Source organism: Janibacter zhaoxuefangae, assembly GCF_050271985.1.
Classification (GTDB): domain Bacteria; phylum Actinomycetota; class Actinomycetes; order Actinomycetales; family Dermatophilaceae.
Genome location: NZ_CP189849.1, coordinates 1,667,087 through 1,682,539, shown reverse-complemented (window position 1 = coordinate 1,682,539; position 15,453 = coordinate 1,667,087). Strand labels below are relative to the sequence as shown.

The 15,453-nt window shown below is 70.9% G+C and carries 13 protein-coding genes; 10 read left to right on the top strand and 3 right to left on the bottom strand.

From position 1 onward, the window contains the following. Nucleotides 1-31: 31 nt before the first annotated feature. The 4 genes from ACQBAS_RS07910 to miaB are packed head-to-tail and all read left to right on the top strand — an operon-like array spanning nucleotide 32 to nucleotide 5,031. Nucleotides 32-1,657, top strand: a complete 1,626-nt coding sequence (locus ACQBAS_RS07910; RefSeq protein WP_427383264.1) for a circularly permuted type 2 ATP-grasp protein — start codon at nucleotides 32-34, stop codon at nucleotides 1,655-1,657. Next, nucleotides 1,657-2,586: an alpha-E domain-containing protein gene (locus ACQBAS_RS07905; RefSeq protein ID WP_427383263.1), complete on the top strand. Its 930-nt coding sequence runs from the start codon at nucleotides 1,657-1,659 to the stop codon at nucleotides 2,584-2,586. Before ACQBAS_RS07910 ends, ACQBAS_RS07905 begins: the two co-directional genes overlap by 1 nt. Beyond that, complete coding sequence (locus ACQBAS_RS07900; RefSeq protein ID WP_427383262.1) at nucleotides 2,583-3,434, top strand: transglutaminase family protein; 852 nt, start codon at nucleotides 2,583-2,585, stop codon at nucleotides 3,432-3,434. Before ACQBAS_RS07905 ends, ACQBAS_RS07900 begins: the two co-directional genes overlap by 4 nt. Before the next feature lie 22 nt (nucleotides 3,435-3,456). Further along, entirely contained in the window at nucleotides 3,457-5,031 is a 1,575-nt protein-coding gene (gene miaB, locus ACQBAS_RS07895; RefSeq protein ID WP_427383261.1) for a tRNA (N6-isopentenyl adenosine(37)-C2)-methylthiotransferase MiaB, read from the top strand. A gap of 64 nt (nucleotides 5,032-5,095) precedes the next feature. On the opposite strand, the gene ACQBAS_RS07890 is transcribed toward miaB, so the two are convergent. After that, the gene (locus ACQBAS_RS07890) at nucleotides 5,096-5,305 is read right to left on the bottom strand and encodes an antitoxin (RefSeq protein ID WP_427383260.1); all 210 of its coding nucleotides are present in this window, start codon (nucleotides 5,303-5,305) and stop codon (nucleotides 5,096-5,098) included. Nucleotides 5,306-5,422: 117 nt separating this feature from the next. On the opposite strand from ACQBAS_RS07890, the gene def reads away from it, so the two are divergent. The 4 genes from def to ggt all read left to right on the top strand — a co-directional run bounded on the left by def (nucleotide 5,423) and on the right by ggt (nucleotide 9,837). Continuing rightward, the gene (gene def, locus ACQBAS_RS07885; RefSeq protein ID WP_427383259.1) at nucleotides 5,423-6,007 is read left to right on the top strand and encodes a peptide deformylase; all 585 of its coding nucleotides are present in this window, start codon (nucleotides 5,423-5,425) and stop codon (nucleotides 6,005-6,007) included. A gap of 4 nt (nucleotides 6,008-6,011) precedes the next feature. Next, entirely contained in the window at nucleotides 6,012-6,968 is a 957-nt protein-coding gene (gene miaA / locus ACQBAS_RS07880) for a tRNA (adenosine(37)-N6)-dimethylallyltransferase MiaA (RefSeq protein WP_427385602.1), read from the top strand. A 14-nt stretch (nucleotides 6,969-6,982) separates the two neighbouring features. Continuing rightward, a complete protein-coding gene (gene dapF / locus ACQBAS_RS07875; RefSeq protein WP_427383258.1) occupies nucleotides 6,983-7,906 on the top strand; it encodes a diaminopimelate epimerase in 924 nt (307 codons plus the stop codon). A 62-nt stretch (nucleotides 7,907-7,968) separates the two neighbouring features. After that, nucleotides 7,969-9,837 carry a gamma-glutamyltransferase gene (ggt, locus tag ACQBAS_RS07870; protein WP_427383257.1) on the top strand — a complete coding sequence of 623 codons (1,869 nt, stop codon included), beginning with the start codon at nucleotides 7,969-7,971 and terminating at the stop codon, nucleotides 9,835-9,837. A gap of 32 nt (nucleotides 9,838-9,869) precedes the next feature. On the opposite strand, the gene ACQBAS_RS07865 is transcribed toward ggt, so the two are convergent. Beyond that, entirely contained in the window at nucleotides 9,870-10,493 is a 624-nt protein-coding gene (locus ACQBAS_RS07865) for a class I SAM-dependent methyltransferase (protein WP_427383256.1), read from the bottom strand. A 32-nt stretch (nucleotides 10,494-10,525) separates the two neighbouring features. Next, a complete protein-coding gene (glpK, locus tag ACQBAS_RS07860) occupies nucleotides 10,526-12,055 on the bottom strand; it encodes a glycerol kinase GlpK (protein WP_427383255.1) in 1,530 nt (509 codons plus the stop codon). 79 nt (nucleotides 12,056-12,134) lie between these two features. On the opposite strand from glpK, the gene ACQBAS_RS07855 reads away from it, so the two are divergent. Together ACQBAS_RS07855 and hflX are read left to right on the top strand one after the other, a co-directional pair. Then, nucleotides 12,135-13,841, top strand: coding sequence for a glycerol-3-phosphate dehydrogenase/oxidase (locus ACQBAS_RS07855; RefSeq protein WP_427383254.1), 1,707 nt, complete (start codon nucleotides 12,135-12,137; stop codon nucleotides 13,839-13,841). Nucleotides 13,842-13,899: 58 nt separating this feature from the next. Beyond that, complete coding sequence (hflX, locus tag ACQBAS_RS07850) at nucleotides 13,900-15,348, top strand: GTPase HflX (RefSeq protein WP_427383253.1); 1,449 nt, start codon at nucleotides 13,900-13,902, stop codon at nucleotides 15,346-15,348. Nucleotides 15,349-15,453 lie beyond the last annotated feature (105 nt).

The window sequence follows — 15,453 nt, the reverse complement described above, 5'->3', positions numbered from 1 at the left end:
CGTCCACGTTCTCCGCCGGGAGCGTGATCTGGTGAGCGACATCTTCGAGGACTATCCGCTGGGTGCGGCCTGGGACGAGATGCTCGCCGACGCCGACACGGCCCGCGAGCCCTACACCAACGTGCACTCGGTCCTGCGCTCCATGGACAGCCAGACGATCCGCGAGCGCGCGGACACCGTCGCCCGCACCTACCTCGACCAAGGTGTGACCTTCGACCACGCCGGTGAGGAGCGCCCCTTCCCTCTGGACGTCGTGCCGCGTGTCATCTCCGCGGACGAGTGGGACCACGTCGAAAGCGGTGTCTCCCAACGCATTCGCGCCCTCGAGGCCCTGCTCGATGACGTCTACGCGTCCGAAGGTGAGATGCCGCGCGCCGTGCACGACGGCCTCCTGCCGTGGGAGCTCATCGCCTCCTCCAGCCACTATCACCGCGCTGTGGTGGGCATCCGTCCCGCGAACGGGGTGCGCGTCCACGTCGGCGGCATCGACCTCATTCGTGATGAGGAGGGCCGCTTCCGAGTCCTCGAGGACAACGTCCGCGTCCCGTCGGGTGTCAGCTACGTCATCGCCAACCGGCGCGCCCTCACCAACGTCATGCCCGAGTCGTTCTCCGCCCTGCGGATCCGGCCGGTGCACACCTACCCGCGCATGCTCCTTTCCGCGCTGCGTGCCGCGGCGCCGGACGGCACGACGGACCCGACGGTCGTCGTGCTCACCCCCGGCGTCTACAACAGCGCCTACTTCGAGCACGCCCTGCTGGCCCGACTCATGGGCGTCGAGCTGGTCGAGGGTCGTGACCTCGTCTGCTCCGGTGGCGAGGTGCGCATGCGCACGACGAAGGGGGAGCAGCGCGTCGACGTCATCTACCGACGGATCGACGACGACTTCCTGGACCCGGTGCACTTCCGCCCCGACTCGATGCTCGGCGTGGCCGGGCTCGTCTCCGCGCTGCGCGCGGGCCGCGTCACGCTCGCCAACGCCGTCGGCAACGGCATCGCCGACGACAAACTCATCTACAGCTACGTGCCGGACCTGATCCGCTACTACCTCGACGAGGACCCGATCCTCGCCAACGTCGACACCTACCGCTGCAACGAGCCCGACCAACTCAAGGAGGTCCTCGACCGCCTCGACGAGATGGTGGTCAAGCCCGTCGACGGCTCGGGTGGCAAGGGCCTGGTCATCGGTCCGAAGGCGGACGGCCCCACGTTGGACCGACTGCGCGAGCAGCTGAAGGCCGACCCACGCGGCTGGATCGCCCAGCCGGTCATCCAGCTCTCGACGGTCCCGACCTTCATCGACGGCCGGATGCGTCCGCGCCACGTCGACCTGCGTCCCTTCGCCGTCAACGACGGCGACGAGATCCGGGTCCTGCCGGGCGGACTGACGCGCGTCGCGCTCCCCGAGGGCGAGCTCGTCGTCAACTCCAGCCAGGGCGGCGGATCCAAGGACACGTGGGTGCTTGCCCGAAGCGGCGAGGAGGAGCGAGAGGCCGCCGAGGGCGGCAAGGCTCGCGAGATCGTCGTCATGTCGGCCCCGGCGGCGCCCACCCCCGGAGCGGCCGACCCCGAGCTGCACCAGCAGGAACAGCAGCAGCACCAGGGTCCCGACATCGAGGGCCCGAAGACCGACAGCACCCACGGAGGCGATGCCTGATGTTGAGCCGGATCGCCGAGTCCCTCTTCTGGATCGGTCGCTACGTCGAGCGCGCCGACGGGACGGCGCGCATCGTCGATGTCCTGCGCCTGCAGGACCTCGAGGACAGCCGTCTGCACGTCGAGAGCGCGTCGCACATGGTCCTCACCCAGATCATGGGTCTGGAGGTCGGCGAGGAGCCCGTCGGCTACCGCGACGTCGCCGAGCGGCTCGTCCTCGACCGCGACCACCCGAGCTCGATCGTCGGGTCCATCTGGGCAGCCCGCGAGAACGCGCGCCGTGCCCGCGAGACCCTCTCGACCGAGCTGTGGGAGGCCATCAACATGTCGTGGCACCAGTGGGTCGCGCTGGGATCCACGCGCGTGACGGCCCGCCACCTCTCGTGGGTGCGTGAGCGTGCCGCCCTCATCGGCGGCATCGCGGCGTCGACGATGAGTCACGACGAGGCATGGGACTACTTCACCCTTGGACGTTCGCTCGAGCGGGCCGACATGACAGCGCGCCTCGTCGCGACGGGCGCCCTGCCCCGGGAGGGCGAGTCGGCGTGGTCGACGGTGCTGCAGAGCTGTGGCGCGCACCAGGCCTACCTGCGGACCAACCGCGGTCTCGTCGAGGACGACCGTGCGGCAGCCTTCCTCGTGCTGGATCGGCGCTTCCCGCGCTCGATCGTCTTCGCGCTGACGGAGGCCGAGGCATCGCTCGCCCGGCTCGCCCCGACCGCCGACCGGATCGGCTTCTCGGACGAGGCCGTGCGTCAGCTCGGCCGGATCCGCACCTCCCTGGAGTACCGATCCTTCGTCGACGTCCTCGAGGAGATGCCCGCACACATGGACAGCGTCCAGAGCGCCATCAACGAAGCGTCCGATGCCATTGCCCGCCGCTACTTCCAGACGGGCACCGCGCCGGCCTGGACGGAGGAGCTCGCATGACCGACCTGCGCCGCTACCGGATCCTGCACAAGACCGTCATGGCCTATGAGGGCAATGCCCTGGCCTCGCACAACGAGCTGCGGATGACGCCGCTCACGGAGCCCGGTCAAACGACCCTCGAGAACCGCATCCGTGTGCGCCCGCTGACGTGGAGTCACGTCTACCGGGACGCCTTCGGCACGCACGTCATGGCCATCGAGGCCCTGACCGAGCACGGGACTCTCGACATCGAGGCCTCGAGCACGGTCGAGCGCATCGCGCTGCCGGCGGGCGGTGGGCAGACCATGACCTGGGAGGGCCTGGCCGAGCCTGCCGTCCGGGACCGCCACGCCGAGTGGCTCGCCCGCACGCCGCGAACCACTGCCGGCGAGGCGCTCCGCGCACTCGCCGAGGAGGCGAAGGGCGACCGCTCGCCCCTCGAGGCCGCTCAGGAGGTCGCGCAGCGGGTGCACGACACCCTCGAGTACCGGGTCGGCGTCACCGGCGTCGCCTCGTCGGCCGACGAGGTCTGGGAGGCGGGTAGCGGCGTCTGCCAGGACTTCGCCCACGTCACCGTCGCGGCCCTGCGCGTCCTCGGCATCCCGGCCCGCTACGTCGGCGGCTACCTCGTGCCCCGGGCCGAGCTCGCCGTCGGGGAGTCGTCCACCGGCGAGAGTCACGCGTGGGTCGAGTGCTGGGTGGGGGAGTGGGTCCAGCTCGACCCGACAAACAACCGGCCCGTCGGCATCGACCACGTCGTCGTGGCGCGTGGCCGCGACTACGGCGACGTGCCCCCGATGAAGGGCGTCTACTCCGGTCCCGAGAGCGTCACGCTCGACGTGTCGGTGACGTTCACGAGGCTCAGCTAGACGGACGTACCCTTGGGGGGCCATGACGACGCTGCACACCGACCCCACGCCCACCCCCTCGGGGGACGTCGACGCCCGGCGCACCTATGACGTGCGCACCCACGGGTGTCAGATGAACGTCCACGACTCCGAACGACTCGCCGGCCTCCTCGAGACCGCCGGCTATGTCGACCTCGCGAGCGTGCCCGAGGCCGAGCGCCCGGCGGCGGCGGACGTCGTCGTCTTCAACACGTGCGCCGTGCGGGAGAACGCCGACAACAAGCTCTACGGCAACCTGGGTCAGCTCCGGCCGGCCAAGGACCGCAACCCGGACATGCAGATCGCCGTCGGCGGCTGCATGGCGCAGAAGGACCGCGACACCATCGTCACGCGGGCGCCGTGGGTCGACGTCGTCTTCGGCACCCACAACATCGGCTCCCTGCCGGCGCTGCTGGACCGGGCGCGGCACAACAAGGAAGCACAGGTCGAGATCCTCGAGTCGCTCGAGACCTTCCCCTCGACCCTGCCCACGCGGCGCGACTCCGCCTACAGCGGTTGGGTCTCCATCTCGGTCGGCTGCAACAACACGTGCACCTTCTGCATCGTGCCGGCGCTGCGCGGGAAGGAGGCCGACCGGCGCCCCGGCGACATCCTCGCCGAGGTGCAGGCCCTCGTGGACCAGGGCGTCATGGAGGTGACACTTCTCGGGCAGAACGTCAACAGCTACGGCGTCGAGTTCGGTGACCGCCTCGCCTTCGGCAAGTTGCTGCGCGCCTGCGGCGACATCGAGGGCCTCGAGCGCGTCCGCTTCACCAGCCCCCACCCGGCCGCCTTCACCGACGACGTCATCACCGCCATGGCGGAGACGCCGAACGTCATGCCCAGCCTGCACATGCCGCTCCAGTCCGGTTCGGACAAGGTGCTGCGGGACATGCGCCGCTCCTACCGCAGCGCGAAGTTCCTCGGGATCATCGAGAAGGTCCGGGCGCAGATCCCCGACGCCGCCATCACGACCGACATCATCGTCGGCTTCCCGGGCGAGACCGAGGCCGACTTCGAGGAGACGCTGCGCGTCGTGCGCGAGTCGCGCTTCTCGTCGGCCTTCACCTTCCAGTACTCGATCCGCCCCGGCACGCCCGCGGCGACGATGGACGACCAGATCCCCAAGGAGGTCGTGCAGGAGCGCTACAACCGCCTCATCGCGGTGCAGGAGGAGGTCTCCTGGGCGGAGAACCGGGCGCAGGAGGGCAGGACCGTCGAGGTCCTCGTGGCGACCGGGGAGGGCCGCAAGGACGCCGCCACCGCGCGCCTGTCGGGCCGAGCCCGCGACAACCGCCTGGTCCACTTCGCCGTCCCCGAGGGGGCGGAGCGCCCGCGCCCGGGCGACGTCGTCACCGTCGACGTGACCTACGGCGCGCCGCACAACCTCATCGCCGACTCGGCTCTCGAAGGGGGCACCTGGGCCGTCCGTCGCACGCGCGGCGGCGACGCCTGGGCCGCCAGCCAGGAGCAGCCGGCGGGCAAGCCCGCCGTGACCCTGGGCCTGCCGGGCATCGGCCGACCCGCAGCGCCGGCTGCGTCCTCGGTCCCGGCCTGCGCCGTTCCGCCCGCGGGCTGACGCGCTGACGCACGAGGCCCCCGACCGAGCCGGTCGGGGGCCTCGTGCGTCTGTCAGTGGAGCATCACTCGCCGATGGCGCCGTCGGCCGCCTCGCGACCCTGGTCGATCTGCTCGTCGAACGAGCCGCCGGTCTTGTCGGACAGGAAGTCGCCGGCCTTCTCGAGGCCCTGGTCGCTGTACTCCTCGATCTTGTCCGCGTGCTCGTTGGCCAGGTCCTGGATCTTGTCCGAATGCTCGTTGGCGAGGTCCTTGGCGCTGTCGAAGATGCCCATGGAGAAACTCCCTGTCGATCGATCTGCTGGCCCGGGCGGGCGCTCGGGCGCCTCCACCCTGACCCACCGGACGGGGAGGTGCAAGTGATCGGCCCGGCGCTTTGCCAGAATGGCCCCATGCCCGTTCGTCCCATCACCGTCACCGGGGAGCCCGTGCTCCACCGCCGCGCCGAGCCCGTCACCGACTTCGGTCCGGATCTGCGCCGCCTCATCGCCGACATGTACGAGACCCAGGACGCCGCCCACGGCGTCGGTCTTGCCGCGCCGCAGATCGGCGTGGGACTGCGTGTCTTCACGTGGCAGATGGACAACGCCGACGGCGTGCCGGCGCAGGGGCACCTGATCAACCCCTACGTGAAATCCTCCCGCCCCGCCGACGGCGAGCCCGACCGTGACGAGGAGTCCGAGGGCTGCCTGTCCGTACCCGGTCTCTCGTTCCCCCTTCGCCGTGGTCTGTCCACGAGCGTGAGCGGCGTCGACATGGACGGCAATGAGATCGCCTTCGAGGCGACCGGGTGGTTTGCGCGGTGCATGCAGCACGAATACGACCACCTCAACGGCTTCCTCTACGTCGATCGCCTCAACGAGCGTTGGTCCAAGCGGGCCCGCAAGGCCATCAAGAAGGAGGGCTGGGGCGTGCCCGGCACGACGTGGATGCCCGGGGTGGACGTCGACCCCTTCGGGCACGACGACGAGGACTGATCCCATCCCCTTCGCCAGCACCGGCTCGCTCGCCAGCCCGAGCACCGCACCGGTCGTCGCCGTCGTCGGCCCGACCGCCAGCGGCAAGTCCGACCTCGGACTCGACCTCGCCGAGGCGCTCGGCGGTGAGGTCGTCAACGCCGACGCCATGCAGCTCTACCGCGGCATGGACATCGGCACCGCCAAGCTGCCCGTCGCGCAGCGCCGGGGGATCGCCCATCACCTGCTCGACGTCCTCGACGTCACGCAGGAGGCGACGGTCGCCCGCTACCAGGCCCAGGCGCGCGAGGCGATCGACGACATCCTCGCCCGCGGCCGTCGGCCGATCCTCGTGGGTGGCTCAGGCCTCTACGTGCGCGCGGCGCTCGACGTCCTCGAGATCCCGCCGACCGACCCGGAGGTGCGGGCCGCGATCGAGGCACGCGAGGCCGCCGAGGGTGCCGACGTGCTGCGCGCCGAGCTGCGCGAGCGCGACCCGGAGGCCGCGGTCGCCATCGAACCCAACAACGTCCGCCGGATCATCCGGGCGTTGGAGGTCATCGAACTGACGGGGCGTCCCTTCTCGGCGACGATGCCGACGCGCACCTTCCTGCGGCCCACGGTCATGGTGGGACTCCAGCCCGACCGGGCCCTGCTCTACGAGCGGATAGGTCAGCGTGTGCACGAGATGGTCGACGCGGGGCTGGCCGATGAGGTGTGGGCCCTCGACGCGGCCGGACTGCGGCAGTCGCGGACCGCCGCCCGGGCGCTCGGCTACGCGGAGGTGCTCGCCCTCCCCACGGGCTCGCGGATCACTCCGGCTGTGGCGGAGGACATCATCGTCAACACCCGCAGGTTCGCCCGGCGTCAACTGGCCTGGTTCCGTCCCGAGCCCCGCGTGCACTGGCTCGACCCGCACGCGCCCGATCTCACCGCCCGGGCCCTGGACGTGATCCGGGCGATCGATACGGCGCCTCGATGACCGATGATGGATGCATGAGCGACCACGTCCCCTTCACCCCGACCGATGACGCGCGCGACGGCGTGCGGTTCACCCAGGGGCTGCGTTTCACCAAAGGACATGGCACGGAGAACGACTTCGTTCTCGTGCCCGACCTCGAGGGCACGCGCGACCTCAGCGCCGGTGACGTCGCGCGGCTCGCCGACCGTCACGCCGGGATCGGCGGCGACGGGGTGATCCGCGTCGTGCCGACCCGTGCGGCGCAGGAGCCGGACGTCGCCGCGCAGGCCGAGGTCGCGGCGTGGTTCATGGACTACCGCAACGCCGACGGGTCCATCGCCGAGATGTGCGGAAACGGCACCCGAGTCTTCGCCGCCTACCTGCGGCGGGAGGGGCTCGAGACCGCCGACGAGTTATTCATCGCCACCCGTGCGGGCACCAAGCGCATCCGATTCGAGGGTGACCTGGTCGCCGTCCACATGGGGCAGTGGCGGTTCGCCGACGAGGACCGCGCCACCGCCGACGGCTTCGACGCCCTCGTGCACGTCGACGACGAGACCCAGCCCTACTCCGCGCTGAGCATCGACATGGGCAACCCGCACACCGTCGTCGCCCTGCCGCCCGACGTCGATCTCGCGGGGCTGGACCTGCTCGACGCGCCGGTCGTCAATCCGCTGCCCCCCGAAGGGACGAACGTCGAGTTCGTGCGGGTGACCGGTCCCGGGGCCCTGTCGATGCGTGTGCACGAGCGCGGCGTCGGCGAGACCCGCTCCTGCGGCACCGGGGTCTGCGCGGCCGCCCTCGCCAGCGCCTACTGGGCCGGCGAGAGCGAGCCGAGCACCGAATGGACCGTTCAGGTCCCCGGTGGGCAGCTCACCGTGCGACCGCTGCCCGGCCGCGAGGTCGAGCTCGTCGGGCCCGCAGTCCTCGTCGCGGACGGGCACACCACTCTCATCTGATCGCGCCGGGTTACCGGTTGGTCCAAGATGCGGGAGCGGCCGGGTCGTCCTAGCGTCGATGCATGGCAGCCAAGAGAGGTACCTGGACCCTGGCCGCGGTCTGCGCCTCGAGCCTCGCGCTCGTCGCCGGCACGTCGGCCTCCGCAAGCCCCTCCGCCACCACGGCCGCAGGGGCACCGACAGCGAAGGGCACGAAGCATCCGCCGGGCCAGGACCTCCCCAAGGTCCCCGTCATGTACGGCGGCGGTGGTGCGGTCGCCTCCGTGGACCGCGACGCCAGCCAGGTCGGGATCGACGTGCTCCGCAAGGGCGGCAATGCCACCGACGCCGCGATCGCGGTCGCCGCGGCCGTCGGCGTCACGGACCCCTACGCCTCCGGCCTCGGCGGCGGCGGGTTCTTCGTCCACCGAGACGGGAAGACCGGCACGGTGGAGACCATCGACGGGCGCGAGACCGCGCCGGCCACCTTCACGGAGGACGTCTTCCTCGAGGAGGACGGCACCCCGATGGACTTCGAGACGGTCGTCAACTCCGGCCTCTCGGTCGGCGTCCCCGGCACGCCCGCGACGTGGGATCTCGCCCTCAAGCGCTACGGCACCACGTCGCTCAACCAAGCGCTGCGTCCAGCCGAGCAGCTGGCAACCAAGGGCTTCACCGTCGACCAGTACTTCCACGACGCCACCCTCTCCAATGCCGAGCGGTTCTCGATGTTTCCCGAGACGGTGGACACCTTCATGCCGGGCGGTGAGGCACCCGCAGTCGGGTCGACCTTCACCAACCCCAACCTCGGCAAGGCGCTGCGCGCCGTCCGGACGAAGGGGGTCGACGCCCTCTACGAGGGCGCCCTGGGCCGGGCGATCGTCGCCGAGGCGCAAGACCCGACCACCGCCCCCGGCGTAGAGGTGATGTCGGGCCAGATCACCATGGAGGACCTCGCCGACTACGAGGCACTCGTGCGCGAGCCCACGCACACCGACTACCGCGGGCTCGACGTCTACGGCATGCCCGTGCCCAGCTCCGGCGGCATCGCCGTCGGCGAGATCCTCAACCTGCTCGAGTCCTACGAGAAGCGCACCGGCAAGAAGGTCGCCGACCTCAGCACGGCCGACTACCTGCACTGGTTCAGCGAGGCGTCGGCGACCGCCTTCGCCGACCGCAACCGCTACATCGGTGACGTCGAGGGCGTCCCCACGGAGGAGCTGCTCTCGCAGGACTTCGCCGACGAGCGGGCCTGCCTCTTCACCGAGGACGCGGCGCTGCCGCGGCCGGTCCCCTTCGGCACTCCCGACGGTGACTACGCCGGCTGCGCCGACGCGGCCGCAGGCACGACGAAGGTGCCCGGGGGAGAGACCCACACGACGAGCCTCACCGTGGCCGACAAGTGGGGCAACCAGGTCGCGTACACGTTGACGATCGAGCAGTACGGCGGATCCGGCATCACGGTCCCCGGCTACGGCTTCCTGCTCAACAACGAGCTGACGGACTTCAACTTCGCGCCCGTCACCTCGGGGGTCCCGGACCCGAACCTGCCGGCCGCGGGCAAGCGGCCGCGCTCGTCGATGAGCCCGACGCTCGTCGTGCGCGACGGTGAGCCCTACCTCTCGGCGGGCAGCCCCGGCGGCGCGACGATCATCACGACGGTGGCGCAGATCCTCACCGGCTACATCGACCGCGACCTCGAGCTGGTCGACGCCGTGGCCGCGCCGCGACTGTCGTCCCGCAACGGTCGGGAGAACGCGGAGGCGGCGATCTTCTCCGGTCCCGACGGTGACCACCTGCGGTCCCTCGGGCACGTGCTCTCGCTGCAGGAGGTCATCGGCAACGGCTCCGCCATCCGGGTCCACGCCGACGAGTCGCCACTCACCTTCACGTCGGCGGCCGAGACGACCCGCGCCCAGGGTGGATCGGCCATGGTGGTCGACCCGCAGTGAGTTGAGCCCGCGTCGAGCGGGACCGACGCGCGTCAGTCCCGCTCGACGACGAGCACGCGGAACCCCTTGCTCGTGGCCCATCGCCCGACGGTCAATCCGTCCGGGAGGTGGGCCTCGAGCCACTCCTGGAGCGAGTCCGAGCCAAGGTTCTTCTGCACCACGAGGAAGGCGCGACCGCCCGGCGCCAGCCGCGGCAGCCAGGTCAGCATGAGGTCGTGCAGGACGGCCTTGCCGACGCGGATCGGCGGGTTGGACCAGATGACGTCGAAGGTCGCCCCCTGCGGGACCTCGTGCGCCTCGACCGCGTGGATGCCGCCGAGACCGAGGGTGGTCGCGTTGCGCCGCGTGAGGTCGAGGGCGCGACGGTTGACGTCGACGGCCCACACCTGCGCCGCGGGGGCGAGCAGCCCGAGCGTCAGCGCGATGGGTCCCCAGCCGCAGCCGAGGTCGAGGAAGGTGCCCTCGGTCGGCGGGTCGGGGACCTCGGCGAGCAGGATCCGCGTCCCCTTGTCCACGCCCTGCGGGTTGAAGATGCCGGGCGCGACCTCGACGTCGACCCGTCGACCGGCGAGCTCGACACCGATCCGGCGGCGTTCGCCGTCGCTCGCGGGGTCCGCCGTGAAGTAGTGGTCGCCGCCGCTCTCGTTCGTGCTCACGCGGGCCAGACTAGGTGGTCCCGCGTGGCGGGTCAGCGGGTGTCGTCGTTGACCCAGTCGAGGGTGCGGGTGACCGCCTTCGCCCAGTTGCGCAGCAGGCGCTCCCGCTCCGCCGGGTCCAGGCGCGGGCTCCAGCGCCGGTCCTCGGCCCAGTTGGCGGTGATCTCGTCGGTGGAGGCCCAGTGGCCGACGGCGAGCCCGGCGGCGTAGGCGGCGCCGAGCGCCGTCGTCTCGGCCACCTTCGGCCGGACCACGTCGACACCGAGGATGTCCGCCTGGAACTGCATGAGCATCTCGTTGGCGACCATGCCCCCGTCGACCTTGAGCTCGGTGAGGCGCCCGCCGGCGCGTTCGGCGTCCTCCTGCATCGCGTCGAGCACCTCGCGGGTCTGGTACGCCGTGGACTCCAGCGCCGCCCGGGCGATGTGGCCCTTGTTCGCGAAGCGGGTGAGTCCGACGATGACGCCGCGCGCGTCCGGGCGCCAGTGCGGTGCGAAGAGGCCGGAGAACGCCGGCACGAAATAGACGCCGCCGTTGTCCTCGACACTCAGCGCGAGCTGCTCGACGTCCGGGGCCGAGCGGATGATCCCGAGGTTGTCGCGCAGCCACTGGACGAGCGATCCGGTGACGGCGATGGAGCCCTCGAGGGCATAGACGGCCGGCTCGGTGCCGAGGCGGTAGCAGACGGTCGTGAGCAGGCCCGCCTCGCTCGTCACGATCTCCGTGCCCGTGTTGAGCAGCATGAAGTTGCCGGTGCCGTAGGTGTTCTTCGCCGTGCCCGGCCGCAGACAGGCCTGGCCGAAGGTCGCGGCCTGCTGGTCTCCGAGGATGCCGGCGACGGGGACGCCGTCGAGGATGCCGGGCTTGCAGGTGCCGTAGACCTCCGAGGACGAGCGGATCTCCGGGAGCATCGCCATCGACACCCCCATGGCCGCACACGTCGCCTCGTCCCAGGTGAGCGTCCGCAGATCCATGAGCATCGTCCGCGAGGCGTTGGTGACGTCGGTGACGTGGATGCCGCCGTCGTCGGCGCCGCCCGTGAGGTTCCACAGGACCCACGTGTCGATCGTTCCGGCCAGCAACTCTCCGGCCTCGGCCCGCTCGCGGGCGCCGTCGACGTGATCGAGGATCCAGCGGATCTTCGGGCCGGAGAAGTAGGTCGCCAGGGGCAGGCCGCAGATCGGCTTGAAGCGCTCCGGCCCGCCGTCCGTCGCGAGCTCGTCGACGAGTGCCTGGGTGCGCGTGTCCTGCCAGACGATGGCGTGGTGCACGGGCTGACCGGTGGTGCGATCCCAGACGACGACGGTCTCGCGCTGGTTCGTGATGCCGACGGCGACGATCGCGGCGCTGTTGAGGTTGCCCTTGCCGAGCGCGCCCCCGATGACGCGGCGGGTGTTCTCCCAGATCTCGAGGGCGTCGTGCTCGACCCAGCCGGCCCGCGGGAAGATCTGGGCGTGCTCGAGCTGGTCGCTGGCGACGAAGCGACCGTCGTGGTCGACGACGACGGCGCGGGTGCTCGTCGTGCCCTGGTCGATGGCGAGGACGTAGGTCGGCTCTGACATCCCGCGATTGTCGCCGATCCGGAGGGTGCGCGGGCGCTCCGGTCCCTGACCGGACCCACTCGGCTGGTTCAATGGGCCCGTGCCCACCCCAACCAAGCTCGATGCCGACCTGCGAGCGCGCGCCTGGGCCCGCCTCGCCGAGGACTCCTTCGACGTGCTCGTCATCGGTGGTGGGGTGACCGGCGCCGGCGTCGCCCTCGACGCCGCGACGCGCGGGCTGAAGGTCGCCCTCGTGGAGCAGCGCGACTGGGCCTCGGGCACGTCGTCCCGCTCGAGCAAGCTCTTCCACGGCGGCGTCCGCTACCTCGAGCAGCTCAACTTCGCCCTTGTGCGTGAGGCGCTGAAGGAGCGCGAACTCATGCTGACCCGGATCGCGCCGCACCTGGTCAAGCCGGTCTCCTTTCTCTACCCGCTGACCCATCGGGTCTGGGAGCGGCCGTACGTCACGGCCGGTCTGACGATGTACGACCAGATGGGCGGCGCCCGCTCCGTCCCGCGCACCAAGCAGCTGAGCAAGCGCGGCGTGCACAAGCTCGCGCCGGCCCTGCGCGCCGACTTCCACGAGGGCGGGCTGCTCTACCACGACGCCCAGGCGGACGATGCTCGCCACACGATGACCGTCGTCCGCACGGCCGCCGCCTACGGGGCCACGGTCCTGTCGTCGGCGAAGGTGACGGGGCTGGAGCACGCGGGGGAGCGGGTCGTCGGCGCCACGGTCATGGACGTCGAAACGGGCGCCGAGGTGAGCGTCGATGCCGCGGTCGTCATCAACTGCACCGGGGTGTGGACCGACGACATCCAGCGCATGGCCGGCGGTCGCGGCCGCTTCCACGTCCGCGCCTCGAAGGGGGTCCACATTGTCGTCGCCCGCGACCGGATCAACAGCGAGACCGGCCTCATCCTGCGCACGGCGAGCTCGGTCCTCTTCTGCATTCCCTGGGGCACCCACTGGATCATCGGGACGACGGACACCGACTGGGATCTCAGTCGGGCACACCCGGCCGCGACCAAGACGGACATCGACTATCTGCTCGCCCAGGTCAACGAGGTGCTCACGACGCCACTGACCCACGACGACATCCAGGGCGTCTATGCCGGGCTGCGGCCCCTGCTCGCGGGGGAGAGCGAGGAGACGTCGCAGCTCAGCCGCGAGCACGCCGTCGCCCGACCCCAGCCCGGGCTGATCTCCATCGCCGGCGGCAAGTACACGACCTATCGCGTCATGGCCGCGGACGCCGTCGACACCGCACGCGAGGACCTGTCGCCCGGTGTGCCCGACAGCGTGACCGAGCACATCCCGCTCGTGGGGGCCGAGGGGTATCAGGCCCTCGTCAACCAGCTCGACACCCTGGCCCGCAGACACGAGATGCCGGTTTGGCGGATCACCCACCTGCTCGACCGCTACGGCTCCATGGCCACCGACCTGCTGCAGCTCGCGGCGGAGCGCCCCGAGCTGCGGGAGCCCCTCACCGGGGCAGAGGAGTACCTCGCCGTCGAGGTCGTCTACGCCGCGAGCCACGAGGGGGCGTTGCACCTGACCGACGTGCTGACCCGGCGGACGCGGATCTCCATCGAGACCCCCGACCGCGGGACGCTCGCGGCGCCGCACGCCGCGCGCCTCATGGGTGAGGTCCTCGGCTGGGACGAGGCCACCATCACGCGCGAGGTCGAGAGCTATCGCCGCCGGGTCGAGGCCGAGCTCGAGTCGCAACAGATGACCGAGGACGAGAAGGCGGACGCCATGCGGACCGAGGTCATCGACATCCGCACGCGCGCGCACGGCTGAGGCGCGGGGAGTAAAGCGGTCGCCAGCGGCGTTCCGTCAGTGCGATCCTTGGAGGAACATGACTGACCGTTCACAGCACCTTTTCGACCACAAGGCCTCTGCCCTCGCCGACGAGGACGGGTTCCTCGTCGACGACCTCGGCACCGATGGTGACCAGCTCGAGCGCGAGGAGCGCGCCGCACTGCGCCGCGTCAGCGGCCTCTCCACCGAACTCGAGGACGTCACCGAGGTCGAGTACCGCCAGCTCCGGCTCGAGCGTGTCGTGCTCGCCGGGGTGTGGGGTGAGGGCACCGTCGAGGACGCCGAGAATTCGCTTCGTGAGCTCGCCGCCCTCGCGGAGACCGCCGGGTCCGAGGTTCTCGCGGGCGTGCTGCAGCGACGCCACCGGCCCGACCCGAGCACCTACCTCGGCTCCGGCAAGGCGATCGAGCTGCGTGACATCGTCATCGCGGAGGGCGCCGACACCGTCGTCTGTGACACCGAGTTGGCGCCGAGCCAGCGGCGCGCCCTCGAGGACGTCGTCAAGGTCAAGGTGATCGACCGGACGGCCCTGATCCTCGACATCTTCGCCCAGCACGCCAAGAGCCGTGAGGGCAAGGCCCAGGTCGAGCTGGCCCAACTGCAGTATCTGCTCCCGCGCCTTCGTGGTTGGGGTGAGTCGATGTCCCGGCAGGCCGGTGGTCAGGCCGCCGGCGGTCAGGGCATGGGCTCGCGTGGTCCCGGTGAGACGAAGATCGAACTCGATCGCCGCCGGATCAACACCCGCATCGCCAAACTGCGGCGTGACCTCGCCGGGATGAAGACGCACCGCGATACCAAGCGTGGCTCCCGGCTGGCCAGCCGCACGCCCAGCGTCGCCATCGCCGGCTACACCAACGCCGGGAAGTCGACGCTGCTCAACCGGCTCACCCACGCCGGCGTGCTCGTCGACAACCAGCTCTTCGCGACCCTGGACACGACCGTCCGCCGAGCCGAGACCGCGGATGGGCGTGAGTACACGCTGACCGACACCGTCGGCTTCGTGCGCGCCCTGCCGCACCAGCTCGTCGAGGCCTTCCGGTCGACGCTCGAGGAGGTCGCCGACGCCGACCTGTTGCTGCACGTCGTCGACGGGAGCCACCCCGACCCCGAGGGCCAGATCAGCGCCGTGCGGGCCGTCCTCGCCGACGTCGACGCCACCGACGTCAAGGAGGTCATCGTCGTCAACAAGGCGGACCTGGCCGACCCGGAGGTCCTCGATCGCCTGCGGCTGCACGAGAAGTACTCCATCGCCGTCTCGGCGCGCACGGGCGAGGGCATCCCCGAGCTGCTCGCGCTCATCGCCGAGGAGTTGCCCCGTCCGAGCGTCGACGTGAACGTCCTCGTGCCGTATTCGCGCGGCGATCTCGTCAACCGCATCCACGAGGAGGGTGAGGTCCTCGACAGCGAGCATGTCGGCGAGGGCACCCGCGTCGTGGCCCGCGTCAACGGCGACCTCGCCGCCGAGCTGGGCGCCTTCGCCGGCTGACCGCCCGTCCTCCCCTTCGCTCGCCTCCCCCGCACGCCCCCTCTGCCCACCCGCACGCACCCTCTGCCCCACCAGTATCGGGTCACCCGATACTGGCAGCGTTAC